The organism is Bradyrhizobium sp. AUGA SZCCT0176 (assembly GCF_018130145.1).
In the GTDB taxonomy this organism is placed as follows: Bacteria; Pseudomonadota; Alphaproteobacteria; order Rhizobiales; family Xanthobacteraceae; genus Bradyrhizobium.
Genome location: NZ_JAFCMB010000009.1, coordinates 109,557 through 124,066, shown reverse-complemented (window position 1 = coordinate 124,066; position 14,510 = coordinate 109,557). Strand labels below are relative to the sequence as shown.

At 62.6% G+C, this 14,510-nt stretch carries 14 protein-coding genes; 2 read left to right on the top strand and 12 right to left on the bottom strand.

The window, feature by feature from the left end; translation table 11 throughout:
• Positions 1 to 50 precede the first annotated feature (50 nt).
• Both JQ600_RS21900 and JQ600_RS21895 read left to right on the top strand, forming a co-directional pair.
• A complete protein-coding gene (locus tag JQ600_RS21900) occupies positions 51 to 992 on the top strand; it encodes an ABC transporter permease (RefSeq protein WP_212268256.1) in 942 nt (313 codons plus the stop codon).
• The gene (locus tag JQ600_RS21895; RefSeq protein ID WP_249136013.1) at positions 989 to 1,861 is read left to right on the top strand and encodes an ABC transporter permease; all 873 of its coding nucleotides are present in this window, start codon (positions 989 to 991) and stop codon (positions 1,859 to 1,861) included. Before JQ600_RS21900 ends, JQ600_RS21895 begins: the two co-directional genes overlap by 4 nt.
• 382 nt (positions 1,862 to 2,243) lie before the next feature.
• On the opposite strand, the gene JQ600_RS21890 is transcribed toward JQ600_RS21895, so the two are convergent.
• The 12 genes from JQ600_RS21890 to JQ600_RS21835 form a co-directional block, all read right to left on the bottom strand.
• Positions 2,244 to 3,215: a tripartite tricarboxylate transporter substrate-binding protein gene (locus tag JQ600_RS21890; protein ID WP_212268254.1), complete on the bottom strand. Its 972-nt coding sequence runs from the start codon at positions 3,213 to 3,215 to the stop codon at positions 2,244 to 2,246.
• A 58-nt stretch (positions 3,216 to 3,273) separates the two neighbouring features.
• Positions 3,274 to 3,990 (bottom strand): GntR family transcriptional regulator, encoded by a 717-nt coding sequence (locus tag JQ600_RS21885; RefSeq protein WP_212268252.1) that lies wholly within the window; start codon positions 3,988 to 3,990, stop codon positions 3,274 to 3,276.
• 28 nt (positions 3,991 to 4,018) lie between these two features.
• Positions 4,019 to 4,759: an SDR family oxidoreductase gene (locus JQ600_RS21880; RefSeq protein ID WP_212268250.1), complete on the bottom strand. Its 741-nt coding sequence runs from the start codon at positions 4,757 to 4,759 to the stop codon at positions 4,019 to 4,021.
• A 33-nt stretch (positions 4,760 to 4,792) separates the two neighbouring features.
• Positions 4,793 to 5,566 (bottom strand): 3-hydroxybutyrate dehydrogenase, encoded by a 774-nt coding sequence (locus JQ600_RS21875; RefSeq protein WP_249136012.1) that lies wholly within the window; start codon positions 5,564 to 5,566, stop codon positions 4,793 to 4,795.
• Positions 5,567 to 5,580: 14 nt separating this feature from the next.
• Positions 5,581 to 5,961 (bottom strand): carboxymuconolactone decarboxylase family protein, encoded by a 381-nt coding sequence (locus JQ600_RS21870; RefSeq protein ID WP_212385905.1) that lies wholly within the window; start codon positions 5,959 to 5,961, stop codon positions 5,581 to 5,583.
• Positions 5,962 to 5,979: 18 nt separating this feature from the next.
• Positions 5,980 to 7,215, bottom strand: a complete 1,236-nt coding sequence (locus JQ600_RS21865) for an ABC transporter substrate-binding protein (RefSeq protein WP_212385906.1) — start codon at positions 7,213 to 7,215, stop codon at positions 5,980 to 5,982.
• A 37-nt stretch (positions 7,216 to 7,252) separates the two neighbouring features.
• Complete coding sequence (locus tag JQ600_RS21860) at positions 7,253 to 8,521, bottom strand: ABC transporter substrate-binding protein (RefSeq protein WP_212268246.1); 1,269 nt, start codon at positions 8,519 to 8,521, stop codon at positions 7,253 to 7,255.
• Between the two features lie 29 nt (positions 8,522 to 8,550).
• Positions 8,551 to 9,258, bottom strand: coding sequence for an ABC transporter ATP-binding protein (locus JQ600_RS21855; RefSeq protein ID WP_212268244.1), 708 nt, complete (start codon positions 9,256 to 9,258; stop codon positions 8,551 to 8,553).
• Positions 9,245 to 11,029, bottom strand: coding sequence for an ABC transporter permease subunit (locus tag JQ600_RS21850; protein ID WP_212490090.1), 1,785 nt, complete (start codon positions 11,027 to 11,029; stop codon positions 9,245 to 9,247). Before JQ600_RS21850 ends, JQ600_RS21855 begins: the two co-directional genes overlap by 14 nt.
• The gene (locus JQ600_RS21845) at positions 11,026 to 11,964 is read right to left on the bottom strand and encodes a branched-chain amino acid ABC transporter permease (protein ID WP_212386004.1); all 939 of its coding nucleotides are present in this window, start codon (positions 11,962 to 11,964) and stop codon (positions 11,026 to 11,028) included. The genes JQ600_RS21850 and JQ600_RS21845 overlap by 4 nt, the downstream gene beginning before the upstream one ends.
• 127 nt (positions 11,965 to 12,091) lie before the next feature.
• Entirely contained in the window at positions 12,092 to 13,489 is a 1,398-nt protein-coding gene (locus JQ600_RS21840; RefSeq protein WP_212490089.1) for an MmgE/PrpD family protein, read from the bottom strand.
• 31 nt (positions 13,490 to 13,520) lie between these two features.
• Complete coding sequence (locus JQ600_RS21835) at positions 13,521 to 14,414, bottom strand: NAD(P)-dependent oxidoreductase (protein ID WP_212268240.1); 894 nt, start codon at positions 14,412 to 14,414, stop codon at positions 13,521 to 13,523.
• Between the last annotated feature and the right edge of the window lie 96 nt (positions 14,415 to 14,510).

Genomic DNA, 14,510 nt, shown 5'->3' with positions numbered 1-14,510 from the left:
ACGCCTGGCGCGCGTCGGCGCGCCGGCCAAGTGAGGAACTGACTGCCAAGATGAAGACACTGCTTCTGCGCCGGCTCGGCGTCTCACTGCCGACATTGTTGCTGGTGTCGATGATGGTGTTCGGCCTTCAGAAGCTGCTGCCCGGCGATCCGGCGTTGGCGCTGGCCGGCGAAGAGCGCAACCCGGAGGTCGTCGAGTATCTTCGGCAGAAATATCGCTTCAATGATCCGGTTCCGGTGCAATACGTCGTCTGGCTGAAAGGCGTGGTGCAGGGTGACTTCGGTACCTCGGTGCGCACCCGGCTGCCGATCGGCACCATGCTGGTTGAAAAGCTGCCGGTGACCATCGAACTCGCGATCCTGTCGATGCTGGTTGCGCTCCTGCTCGGGCTGCCGATCGGAATCTTCGCGGCGCTGCGGCGCGGAACGCCGTTCGATTACGGTGCCAGTCTGTTCGGACTGGCTGGCCTGTCGATTCCGCATTTCTGGCTGGGGATCATGATGATCCTGGTGTTCTCGGTGAATCTCGGCTGGCTGCCGGCCGGAGGGTTTGTTTCGCCTTTCGAAAGCGTGGGGCGCAACCTGCTTTCAATGCTGATGCCTGCCCTGGTTCTCGGCACCGGCACCGCCGCCATCATGATGCGCCATGTCCGCAGTGCGATGATCCTGGCGATGAAGCAGGATTATGTGCGTACCGCCCGCGCGAAGGGTGTCCGCGATCGCACAATCGTGCTGCGCCATGCGCTGCCGAACGCGCTGATTCCGGTGGTGACGCTGGGCACGTTGCAATTCGGCGAATTGCTGGCTGGCGCGGTGCTGACCGAGCAGGTGTTTTCCATACCCGGTTTTGGCAAGATGATCGTCGATGGCGTGTTCAGCCGCGATTATGCCGTGGTCCAGGCCGTGGTGCTGTGCACGGCGGCCGTGTTCCTGTTGATGAGCCTGATTGCCGACGTCGCCTATGTGCTGCTCAATCCGAGGCTCAGGTCATGAGTTCGATTGAGACGACGCCGGTTGCAGGTCGGGTGCGCGCAGGCGGTTCTCCGGAGATTCGCCGCCTGTTGCGCGAGCCGTCCGCCGTGATCGGGGCTACGATCATTCTGTTCTTTGCCGTGCTTGCGGTGTTTGCCTCGTGGATCGCGCCCTACGATCCAAATGCGCCGGACTGGATGGCTATACGCGCGGCCCCCAGTGCAGCTCACTGGTTCGGCACCGACGATCTCGGCCGTGATGTACTGTCCCGCGTCATCTTTGGCACGCAGGCTTCGCTTGGAGCCGGCATGGTCTCCGTGACCGTCGCTGTGCTCATCGGCCTCCCGTTTGGTCTCGTCGCCGGCTATTTTGGCGGCCTCGCCGACATGGTGATCTCGCGTCTCGCCGATGCGCTGCTGGCTTGCCCCTTCCTGGTGCTGGCGATTGCGCTGGCCGCTTTCCTGGGCCCCAGTCTCCAGAATGCGATGATCGCCATCGGCATTTCCGCCGTACCGGTATTCGTTCGTGTCGCGCGTGCTGAAACACTGGTCGTCGGCACCGAGGATTACATCGCGGCGGCCCGTGCCCAAGGCCTCGGCGATCTCGCCATCCTCACCGGACAGGTACTGCCGAATGTGCTTGCGCCGACGATCGTGCAGGCGACGCTCACCATGGCGATTGCGGTCCTGGCCGAGGCGAGCCTTGCCTTCCTGGGGCTTGGTCAGATGCCGCCGGCCCCGTCATGGGGCGCCATGCTTGATGTCGCCAGGCAGTTTCTCAGCGAGGCGCCATGGATGGCGTTCTGGCCCGGGCTCGCGATCATCGCCCTCGTGATCGGCTTCAACCTGATGGGTGACGGCCTGAATGATGCTCTCAATCCCAGGCACTAGATGCGGGTTTCGATCTTGTCTCCTCAATCCGCGGGGACAGCGATCAGTTGAACCCGCCCCGCAAAGCGGCCGTTCATGCCCAACAGCATCTCGTGGTCGATAAGCATGAGTAAGAAATAGGGCAGTTGGCGATCGATAAGGAAATACCGAAAATGGAGGCAGTTTGCAGACTCGTAAGGTTTCGCAGAAAACCTTATCAGTTGGCGTGCGAGCGCTCATACTGGGGCCGTCGCGCGTCAGTTGTGGCCATGGCCTGTCACGCCACCGCGTCTTCCTGTTTGGCACAACAATATTCCAGTGGTGTTCTGATCTCTGCTTCATGCGACCATTGAACAAGTCGGGTTCCGATCCGGAAAAATACCGTGCTACGAGCTGAGTCAGCTTACTGCGGCGTAATGCCGGCATCCTTGATGATACGGCCCCATCTGTCGATTTCGCTCTTCAGGAGGGCTTCGAGCGCCCCTGGCGTCGCGCGTTCCGGCTCGACCGGCGCCATGCTGAGTTCAGCGAAGCGGGTGACCAGAGGCGGGTCCTTGAGCGCCTTTTGCAGGGCGTCGACGAGAGCGTCAACGATCGGTTTCGGCGTATTGCGTGGTGCATACAGCCCGTACCAGGTCGTGACGTCGAACTTCGGTACCCCCGCTTCCGCCGACGTCGGCACATTCGGCAGGGTCGGCACGCGTTTTTTGCTGGTGATGGCGTAACCCGGGATGGTGCCGGCCTGAATATACGGCGTAGGCCCTGTTGCCGGATCGCAATAGACGTCGATGTGACCGGCGATGATATCGTTCAGCGCGGGGCCTCCACCCTTGTAGTAGATCGGTGTGAGCTTGGCCTCGATGGCGCTCATGAACATCAGCCCGCACAGATGTGACGCGGAGCCGAGGCCGACATTGCCGTAGGTGACCTTGTCGCCTTGGGCTCGCACATGGGCGACGAGTTCCTTCAGGTCCTTGGCGGGAAAATTCGCACGCGCCACCAGGATCATCGGTACGTCGGTGACGAGACCGATCGGCGCAAAGTCACCAACGGGGTCGAACGGCAGCTTGGCGTAGAGCGCCGGCGCGGTGGCCTGACCGACATGCATCAGCAGCAGGGTGTAACCGTCAGGCGAGGCTTTGGCGACGCGATTGGTGCCAAGGGTACCGCCGGCGCCGACGACGTTTTCGATGACGAGCGACTGCTTCAGCGTCGCGCTCATCGATGTCCCGAGCAGGCGTGCAATGACGTCGCCGGGCCCGCCGGCCGAGAAGGGAACGACCAGCGTGATCGGCCGGCTCGGAAATTCCTGGGCGAATGCCGGCAGTACTGGCGACAGCAACAGCATCAGAAGAACGCATTTTACAAACTTCATGGCAGCTTCCTATCGGCCTTGTGGCCCTTTGAAACGGCTTGGTCGAAATAACGTTGGGTCATTCATCCGCGGTCGCCTTCTCGTTCGACGCGGATGATTGCTCGATCATGCTGAGCGCGGCCACGGCCGCCGCGTTGATGTGATCGACGCAGCATTTCTCGGCGAGATCGGGATCGGCGCTCTGGATGGCGCGCCAGATCGCGGTGACCTCGCGCAGGCTCTTGTTGATGCGTTTGGGCTGCGACATCGAGGTAATCCGCAGCAGCGTGATCCGGTCGTGCAGCGGCCTGAGCATCCGTTCGATGAAGGCGTTCTGACAGCCGCCGATCAACGCCGCATAAAACTCCGTCTTGGCTTCGAGGGCCGTTATCAAGTCGGAATCGGCGAACGCCGCCTTCAGCTTGGTGAGAGCGTCCCCGATCCTGCGGACAACGGCAGGATCGTGCAGGCGCGCGCATTCTCGTCCGGCAAATCCCTCGAGCACGGCGCGGGCCGCGTAGAGCTGCTTTGCCTCCTCAAGACTGATGGTGCTGACGACAGGGCCGCGGTGAGGGACGGTATTGACGAGACCATCGGCTTCCAGCAACCGGAGCGCTTCGCGAATGGACGGCCGGCTCACGCCGGTCATCTCGCAAAGCTCCCGTTCGACTAGGCGCTGGCCCGGCTTCAGCTTTCCGGACATGATCGCCTCACGCAGCTTCTGGGCGACCATCGACCGGACGGTCGGAACGTCCTCGATCCGGAGCGTGGATTGCAATTCACCGCGTTTGTCCATTGTCTACCGCCTTCGCACCGGCATTGGTTCAATAGCGATTTACGGGCAGAATCATCATCTCCGCAATCTGAACATGCGGCGGCTGGTCCAGCGCAAACACGATCGACCGGGCAATATCGGCCGGATCGAGCGCCATCTTGAACTGGTCGAAATAGTCCTTTTCCTTCTCCCGGTCGCCGCGATAGCGGGTGAGGATGATATTGGTCCGGGTCAAGCCGGGCTGCATCTCGGTCACCCGAATCGCCGTTTCTGCGAGCTCGCCGCGGAGCGTTTCGGTAAACATGTGCACGCCCGCCTTGCTGGCGCTGTAGGCGGCCATGTCGGGAATGATGCGTAGGGCGTTGATCGAGCTGATGTTGACGATGTGGCCCGAATTGCGCCTGATCATGTCGGGCAGCAGGCTGCGGGTCACCCGCATCAGGCCGATCAAATTGGTCTGGATGATCCCGGACCAATCGTCCGCCGCGCCGGCATCGAACCGGGTCCGGCCGCCGATGTCGTGGCCGGCATTATTGACGAGGATGTCGATCGGCTTGAAGGCGTCCGGGATGAGGTCGGGCAGGCGGTCCACGGCCTTGGTGTCGGTAATATCGAGTTCGATCGGGAATGTGTTGTCGCCCATCTCAGTGGCGAACTCGCGAAGCGAGGCCGGATCGCGGTCGGCGAGCACGACCCGCCGCCCGCTTTCGAGCAGCGCCTTCGTAATGGCACGACCCATGCCACCGGCGGCGCCGGTTACCACGGCATTTCGGCTCGATGCTTCAGCCACTGTAGATCTCCTGGGTGAGACGGACGGTGACGCTCATGCGACGGACCAGCCTCCATCGATCGGCAGCATTGCCCCCGTGATGTCCTGTGCGGCCGGACTGCACAGGAAGGCCGCCATCGCGCCGACGGCTTCCATGGCGACAAACCGCCCACTCGGCTGCCGGCTCGCAAGGTAGTCACTGGTGGATTCGTCGATGCTGCGGCCTTCGCTGGCCGCGATCCCCGCGATTTTTCCCTGAATGGCCGGCGTCGGCAGCGTGCCCGGACACAGTGCGTTGCAGGTAATTCCGCTCTTCGTGGTCTCGATTGCGACGGCGCGGGTCATGCCGACAATGGCAGTCTTGGTGGTCACGTAGTCGATGCGGTCCGCGACCGCGCGAGTCGAATAGATCGACGCCATGTTGATGATGCGGCCCCATTTCCGTTGCTTCATGCCGGGCAATGCGAGGCGGATCAGGTGGAACGGGGCCGACAGATTGACGGCGAGAGCTTCGTCCCATCGTTCTGGCGGAAAGTTCTCGACCGGAGAAAAGTGCCGTACCACCGCATTGTTCACCAGAATATCGACCGCACCGATGCGGCCGAGCAGGGCGTCCATGACAGCTTCGATGGCGGCGCGCTGCGACAGGTCGGCTGCGACACTGACCACCTCGACGCCGAATTGCGCGCGCAGACGGTCCCGCGTCTGCGCCGGTTCCTTGAGGTCGTGCAGGACAATGTTGGCTCCCGCGCCGGCCAGGCTTTCAGCCACGGCCAAGCCCAGGCCTGCCGTCGCCCCGGTCACGAGAGCCCATTTGCCCTGCAACATCGTCTCGGGCTCCGTTACTTCTTGTCCAGTTCGGCAAACACTTCCTCGGCATTACGGAAAGCGTCCACGCCGGCCGGCACGCCGCAATAGATCGCAACCTGCATGAACACCTCGCGCATCTCCTCGCGCGTCGCGCCGTTGGTCAGGGCGCCCCGCACATGGGTCTTGAGTTCCTGCGGCCGGTTGAGCGCGCACAGCATCGCAAGGTTGAGGAAACTGCGGGTCTTGTGCGTGAGGCCGTCGCGGCCCCAGACATAGCCCCAGCAATACTCCGTCGTGAGGTCCTGCATCGGCCGATTGAAGTCATCGGCCGATGCGATCGCCTTGTCGACGAATTCGTTGCCCAGCACGTCCTTTCGGATCTGGAGGCCTCGATCGTATGTCGCCTTGTCCATATCGGTATCCAATCCTTGCTAGTTTTTGGGCCAGAACGGCTGGGACAGCGCCAGCTGCGGCGGGAATACCGTGACCGGGATGCCCGATTGCCACTGCACGATGGTCATGCCGGCGCCGACGCGGCGACCCTTTTCGTCGAACTTGATTTCGCCGAGCGGGTAATATTTCGAAGGACCGGCATCCATGGTGCGCAGCGCGTCGGCGACCGCAACGCGGTCTGCCTTGCCGGCTTTCTCGAGCGCGTCCTTGATGACCCACATGTCGCCATAGGTGGAGATCGCGTTCTGCGTCATCCAGGGCTCCTTGTAGCGGGTCTTCAATTCGGCGATCAGCGTCTCGTGACCCTTGGCGCCCCAGCTTGCGACGCAGGTCAGCAGGCCCTGCAGCAGTTCCGGGCTTACGGTCTGCAGCATGTCGGGTTCGGCGATGGCGATGCCGAACGAGATAGTCGGAATCTTGCCTTGTCCGAGGCCAAACTCGTTCATCTTCTCGAGCAGCAGCTTGGCGTCGGAAATCACCGTCGGCAGGAAGAACAGCAGGTCAGGTTTGGTCGACCGGATTTTTTGAACCAGCGAGGTGGCGTCGGCGAGCGGCGGCGTAAAGGTTTCATCGACGATCAGTTGCAGCCCGTTTTCGGCGAGCAGGCCGTCGCGCATCGCCTTTGCCGACGAAACCGATGCCGCGGTGTTGTCGGTGATGATCGCGACCGTCTTGGGCTTCTTGCTGGAAGCGGTTTCCGCCAGCTTCACGATCTGGGGCAGGGCCTGTTTCGCCTGCGATCCCGCGGTGGCCGAGGTCTGGAACACATATTTGAAGCCGCGATCGGTAATCAGGTCGGAGTAGGAGAGGGTGAGGACCGGAAGATTGGCCCGCTCGGTGACCTCCGTGACCGCCAGCGTGAATGAACTCAGATAGGAGCCGCTCGCGGCCACCAAGTCGGTTTCCTGGGCGACCATGCGCTGTGCGGCGTTCTTGGCTTTCTCGGTGGTGTCACCGGAATCGAGCACGACCAGCTTGAGCTTGGCGCCGCCGAGTGACTTGATGCCGCCTTGCGCATTAATGTGCTCCACGCCCATCTCGGCGCCGTGGCGCATCACAGCTCCTGGGCGCGCATAGAGGCCCGAGATCGGCACCAGCAATCCGACCTTTACTTCGGCCGGTTGCTGCGCCCATACGCGAGTCGAGATCAGGCCGGCGGATGCACCGGCGAGCAGGCTGCGCCGCGTTAGAGCGGTCTGTGCAATTTTTGTCATGGCTATTCCTCCCTGAAATTTTTGAGATGCGTTGCAGTCAGGATTTCTTTGGCCAGAACGGAGACGACTGAGCGAGGTCGGACGGGAACACGGTGACAGGTACGCCGTTCTGCCACTGCACGATGACGACGCCTGCGCCGACACGGCGGCCCTTTTCATCGAACTTCAATTGACCGCCGGGATAGTATTTTGCGGGCCCGCCATCCAGAGTGCGGAACGCATCGGCGACGGCGAGGCGGTTGGCCTTCCCGGCCTTTTCAAGCGCAGCCTTCATCAGCCACATGTCGCCATAGGTCGAGATGACATTTTGCGTCGCCCAGGGCTCTTTGTACTTGGCCTTGAGTTCGGCGATGATGTCCTCGTGTCCTTTGCAGCCCCAGTTGGCGACGATCGTCATAATGCCCTGGACGACTTCCGGGGTGACGCTTTGCAGCATGTCCGGCTCGGCAATGGTGATGCTGAAGGACACAGTCGGAATCTTGCCCTGTCCGAGGCCGAACTCGTTGATCTTCTCCAGGCCGAGCTTTGCGTCGGAGACCGCGTTCGGCATGAATAGCAACAGGTCCGGCCTGGCTGACCTGACCTTCTGGATCAGCGGCGTGGCGTCGGAAAGTGGGGGTGTCCACACTTCCTCGACCGCGAGCTGAAGGCCTTCCTGCGCGAGGAGTTTCTCCTTCAGCGCCTTGGCGGTTGCGACCGAGGTCGCCGTGTTGTCCATCAGCATGGCGACGGTCTTCGGTCGCTTGCCGGAAGCGGTCTCGGCCAGCTTCATCAGTTCGGGCAAGCCGAGTTGGGACTGCACACTGGCGGGCGCTGCGGTCTGGAAAATGAACTTGAACCCGCGATCGGTCAGCAGGTCCGAATAAGACAGCGTCAGGACAGGTAGTTCGGCGCGTTCGGTGACTTCAGTCACCGCCAGCGTGAAGGAGCTCAGATAGGAGCCGGTCGCAGCAACCAGATCGGGCTCCTGCGCCACCATGCGCTGCGCTGCGTTCTTGGCCTTTTCGGTGGTGTCGCCGCAATCGATCACGACGAGCTTCATCTTTGCGCCGCCGAGCGATTTGATGCCGCCTTGCGCGTTGATGTGCTCGATGCCCATCTCGGCGCCCATGCGCATCACCTGGCCCGGACGGGTATAGATGCCGGACAACGGCACGATCAGGCCGACCTTGACTTCGGCAGGTTGCTGCGCTCGCGCCACAGTCGACAGGCCGATCGCGGCCGCTCCCGAGAGCACGGTTCGCCGCGTCAGCGACGTCTTCGAAATCTTGTCGGATAGATTGTCCTCAATCTTGTCCTGGCCCATTTTCGTCCTCCCAATGGTGTTGCTGTTGGTTACATGCCGAGATAGGCCTTGCGGATGCGGTCGTCCGCTCGCAAGGTTTGGTTGTTGCCTTCGAGCGCGACGCGGCCGGCTTCGAGCACGTAGCCGTGGTCGGCGGATTCGAGGGCCTCCGCCACGCGCTGTTCGACCAGCAGGATCGTCAGGTTGGATTGCCGGCGGATTTCGATCAGCCGTTCGAAGATGAAATCGGCGATGGTGGGCGCAAGACCCATCGAGGGTTCATCCAGCATCAGGAGTTTGGGCGAGCCTGCAAGCCCGCGGCCGATCGCCAGCATCTGCTGCTGACCGCCCGAGAGCGTGCCCGCGAATTGGCCGCGGCGCTCGGCCAGGATGGGCAGCCATTCGAAGATGCGCTCGATGTTGTGTTTCCAGTCGCGCTGGCCGGCCTCGGTCATCGCGCCCATTTCGAGGTTTTCCATCACCGTGAGCGAAGGAAAGACCTGACGGCCTTCCGGTACGTGGGCGATGCCAAGATGCGCGCGTTGCGCGGGCCGGATCGCCAGCAGGTCATGACCTTCGAATGTGATAGTTCCTGCGCTCGGCTGCACGATGCCGGAAATCGTCTTGAACAACGTGGTCTTGCCGGCGCCGTTCGGTCCGACGATCGCGACGAACTGGCCTTCGTCGACCTTGATCGAGACGTCGTTCAGCACGGGGATCGCGGAATAGCCGGCGGTAAGCCCTTCAATGCGGAGCATGGGCCACCCATTTTTTGCCGAGATAGGCCTCGATGACGCGGCTGTCGCGGGTGACCGCTTCAGGCTCGCCCTCAACGATTACGGCGCCATGGTCAAGCACCAGGAAACTGTCGACCAGGCGGACCATCGCCTGCATCGTGTGTTCGATGATCGCAATCGTCATGCCGTCGCGGGCAAGCCGCTGGATTACCGCGACGACCTCGTCAGCCTCGTCGTGTCCGAGGCCCGCGAGCGTCTCGTCGAGCAGCAAGATACGTGGCTGTCCGGCCAGCGCGCGGGCGAGTTCCATCAGCCGCAATTCCTTGGTCGTGAGTTCGCCCGCGATGCGCTCGGCGATCTCCGACAGTCCGACGCGGGCAATCGCATCGGCTGCCAGCTTCCTTGCCTCGACATCGGTCTTGGCGCGGACATAGGCTCCGACCACGACATTGTCCGAGATCGACATGCGCAGGAACGGACGCATGATCTGGAAGGTGCGGCCGATGCCGGCCTCGCAGAGTTCGTGCGGCTTGCGGCCGGACATCTCGCGTCCGCCGAGCAGAATCTCGCCGGTACCCGGCCGCAGGAATCCGTTCAGCAGGTTGAACAGCGTAGTCTTGCCGGCGCCGTTGGGACCGATGATTCCAAGGATCTCGTTTTGCCGCAGCTTGAAGGTGACATCCTGCACGGCCTTCAGCCCGCCAAAGGAACGCGACAGGTTGCGGACTTCGAGGACGACGTCGCCCGTTCCGACGGATCGTTTGACACGCGCTGGCGCGGCGGGGACGGGCGCCGCAACCGGGACATTCGGCGCGCTCTGCGTCGCCGCAGCCGGTAGTGCCGAGCGTTTTCGCAGGAAGTCACGCGCTTTCCAGTACAGGCCCTCAGGCGCGAGAAGAATGACGCATATGATAGCAAGGCCGTAAATGACCCCTTGAATGCCGGGAAAGCGCGAACCCGCTTCGGCATTGAGCGTTTCAGCCAATGGGATCAGGATCACCGATCCGATCACTGGACCCCAGACTGTTCCAACACCGCCGAACATGGCGACCGTCAGCGCCTGTGCCGACACCAGCATGCCGAACACAGATTGCGGGGTCACCACCAGCAACACGACAGCGTAGAACCCGCCAACCGCTCCGGCGATGGCGCCGCTGAGCGTGACGGCACGGAGCTTCCAGGCCAGCGTGTTGATCCCCGCGGCTTCCGCGGCGGCTTCGTTTTGTTTGATCGCAAGCAGCGCCATGCCGAAGCGCGACCGCTCGATGGCGCGTGTCAGCAGGATGGTGCCGAGCATCATCGCCAGCGCCAGCAACGTGTAGAGACGGTGATCGGCGAACTGCATATAGGCGATCGGATTGTCGCGCTTGATTGGCAGCGTGACTTCCTGCAGGCCGAGCCATTCGAACACGTAGAGAATGGCGAGCGGGTAGGCCAGCATCGCCAATGCGAAGTAGTGCCCCTGCAGGCGGAAGGTCGGAAAGCCGATCAGCAATCCGGCGATACCGCCGAGAACGGCCGCGATGGGGATCGTCACCCACGGCGACAGATCGAAATGGATCTGGCAGAGCACGACGGTATAGGCGCCGACGCCGAAGAAGGCGGCATGACCGAACGAGATTAGCCCGGTGTATCCGCTAAGCAGGTTCCACGACAGCCCGAAGATCGCCCAGACCGGAACCAGCGTCATCACCAGCTGGTAATAGGAATTGGTCACGCTCAGCGACACCGCGGCATAGAGCGCGGTGAAGACAAGGATAGGCAACAGCGATCGCCATCCGCGCATGGTCATGTCCTCTCGACCATACGCCCGAAGAAGCCTTGCGGACGGAAGAAGATGATCAGCAGGAACACGACGAAGATCGCAGCGTTCTGCAATTGCGTCGGCAGGATCAGCGTCGACATCTGCTGGACCAGGCCGATCGTCATGCCGCCCCAGAAGGCGCCGATGATGCTGCCCATGCCGCCAAGCACGACGCCGGCATACATCACGATGACGTATTCGACGCCGACAAACGGGTGAAAGGGATAGTTGGTGGCGAGCAGGCCGCCCGCGATCGCGGTGATGCCGGTGCCGATTGCGAAGGCGATGCGGTGCGCGCGGTCGACGTCGATCCCCATATAGGTTGCCGCGGTGGGGTTATCGGCGGCGGCGCGCAGCGATTTTCCGATCCGCGACCGCGTGATCATCAGCGTCAGCAGCAGCATCGTCACCAGCGAGACAACAGCGTCTATGCCGCGCGCTTTGTTGATGAAGACGCTGACGTCATAGAACATCGGTCCAAGCTCCCACGCCGAACTCGACAGCGGCGTCCGGATCGAGGCCAGCACCGAGCCGAACACGAGCAGGCCGCCATTCTGCAGGATCAGCGCGATCCCCAGCGTCAGGATGAGCTGGGCATAGTGACCCTCGCCCTCGAGCGAGGAAGTGCGCATGCCTGATACGCGCGAGATCAGCGTAAGATGGACGAAGTAGCCGAACACGGCCAGCACCGGGCCGGCCAGCAGGATCGCGACGAACGGTCCGAAGGTGTTGCCGAACGCGGCTTGCACGCCGAACGCGGTGAAGAAATAGAACGCGGCATACATGCCGAGCATCATGAAATCGCCCTGGGCGAAATTGATCACCCGCATGACGCCGAAAATCAGCCCGAGCCCGACGCACATCAGGCCGTAGACCGCGCCGATCAAAAGTCCGGCGGACAGCGCTTGCAGGAAGCCTTCCAGCGCCTGGGTCACCGGAGACCTCGCGCGGCAGGGGAGTATCCGTGTTTCGTGCCGGCTATCGGTGTGGCTGTTTCGGCCATTTCCGGTTTGAACATGGTGCCCCTCATTTTCCGTTTGTCGTGATCGATCATGAAGCTGGCCGCAGCCGTTGCTCGGATGGTTCAAGCCGGCACTGAGCGGCTATCACGTGGCTGACAGGAAGCGATGTGCAACTGTCCACCAGCTCTTCCAGATACAGCGCGCGCTTGTCGCCGATGACGTCGGAAGCAGCCCGCCGAAAGCGGGCGCGGATTTGCTCCGGCGTCGCGGCAATCACATTCTCGAGGCGGTGATGGATGGTCTTTCCATTGCGCAGGCCAACAAGGACCTCAGCGCCCTGGTTCGCGGGGAATGCAGCGGTGAGATCAGGCGCGCTTTGCAGCTCGGTCCGTTCGACCAGGCGCAGTATCCTGCGATCGTTGATGTCAGCGTAGTTTTCTTCTTCGAGCGCGGCGCGCGCCAGCACCGCGGCGACGCTGAAGGAAATGCTCATCTTGGCCTGCAGCGCGTTGTGAAAGGGTCCCTTCGAATCGCAGCCGGGGTAGCGGGCCGCCGCTTCGGGGACTCGAATGGCAACGGTCGCGACGTCGTCCGATGATCCGAGTTCGCGCGCGGCGCGCAGAGCCGCCTGGGCTGCGGTTTGCGCGAAATTGCAGGCGGGAGCCGGCTTGTTGTAGACGGCCATAATTTCCGGCTCGGCGCCGGTGAACAAACGGATATCGTCGGGGGCAGGCTGGCGGCGGAAGGCAGCGAACAATCCGGCTTCGCCCTCAAGGATCGTTTCCGAAGCGAGGGCGCCGGCCTCCGCCAATTCGATCGCCGCAATCGCGTTACGCGCTGCAAAGCCTGGGTGGAAATACATTTCGGAACCGCCCGCGCGCGGCCATTCGTTCAAGCCGGACGATGTGTTGGCGGCAATGGCAATTGCGCTGGTTGCGGCATCTTCGGTAAGTCCAAGGGCATAGCTTCCCGCCAACGCTGCGCCGAGCGGCGCAACGAGACCGGTCGGCCGGTGGAGGCGGGCGAGGTCGGCGGTAAAGAGCGCGCGGCCGATCTGCGCGCCGGTCTCATAGCCGATGATTGCCGCGGTAAGGAATGTCGCGCCTGATAGCGGCGTTCGTTCCGACAATGCGAGCAGGATCGGCCAGATCACCACGCCATGATGGCAGATGCTGGCGGCGTGCATGTCTTCGCGCACCAGGCCGTGACCCATAGTGGCGTTGGCGAAGGCCGCGTCGCCGGGCGAGGCGAGGGTTCGGGTGCCGATGACGGTTGCGCCGTCTCCGACCTCGCGCGTTATGGCGATCGCCTGGCGGCTCCACGGGTGATTGCGCGCCTCGAAGGCGCAGGAGAGAAAATCCAGCAGGCAGATTTTTGCCTTGGCGATGACTTCAGCGTCGAAACGGCCGCGGTCGACGGCAAGCGCGGTGCGCGTCAGCGCTCGCGCCAACGAAACCTCGTTTGGTCCGGTCGATCCGATCGTCATGGCAATCGCCTCTCGCGCCGGTGGCTTCGGTCTAGCCGCGCATTTCGACGCCGGCCCATTCCTCAAGCACTTTGGCGATCGAGGTGAAGTCGGATGACGCGCCATATTTGGCGTTGGTAATCGCGAGCATCTGCCGGACCACCGAGCCGCAGACCATCGGGACCCCCATGGCTTCGGCTTCATCGACGCAGAGTCGCACGTCCTTGTAGGAGAGGCCGGTGGTAAATCCGAAATCGAAGGTGCCGGGAAGCACGGCGCGGGGGAATTTGTCCTCGGAGGCGCTGTTGCGACCGCTGCTGGCGTTGATGATATCGATCAGCACCTTGGCATTGACACCGCCCTTGACGCCCATCGCCACCGCTTCGGAGGTGATCACCAGTGCTGCCGCGGCCATCAGATTGTTGGCGAGTTTTGCCGTCTGTGCCGTGCCCGGCTTGTCGCCGGTGTAAAACAGCTTTCCGAAATGCTTCAGGATCGGCTCAACCCGGTCGTAGGTCGCCTTCGGGCAGGACACCATTACCGCGAGCGTGCCGTTCACCGCGCCCTTGATGCCGCCGCTGACCGGCGCATCGACCAGGGTCAGGTTCCTCGGCTCGAATCCCTTGGCAATCAATTTGGCAGCGCCGGGTCCCGTGGTGGACAGGTCGATCAGCACCGTGGCGCGGTTTCCGGCAACGATTCCATCGGGCCCCAGCGCAACCGCCTTGACGATATCGGGGGTGGGCAGACTGCATAGCACGATATCGGCGCTCGATGCGACTTCGGCAGGTGATTTCGCAAGCCGTGCGCCGCGCGCAACCAGCGCATTGGTCGCCTCAACCTGCGAATCGTAAACGCACAGCGAATGGCCGGCGTCGAGCAGGCGGCCGGCCATCGGTCCGCCCATGCGGCCCGTTCCGACAAAGCCGATTGTTTCTGCTGCCATGGTTCGCTCCCTGTCGCGCCGCAAGCACGGGCGCATTCTTGTTCTTGTCGCGCCAGGGTTCTCCGGTCGCGTTTCGCCAAATTTCCAGATTGTCAG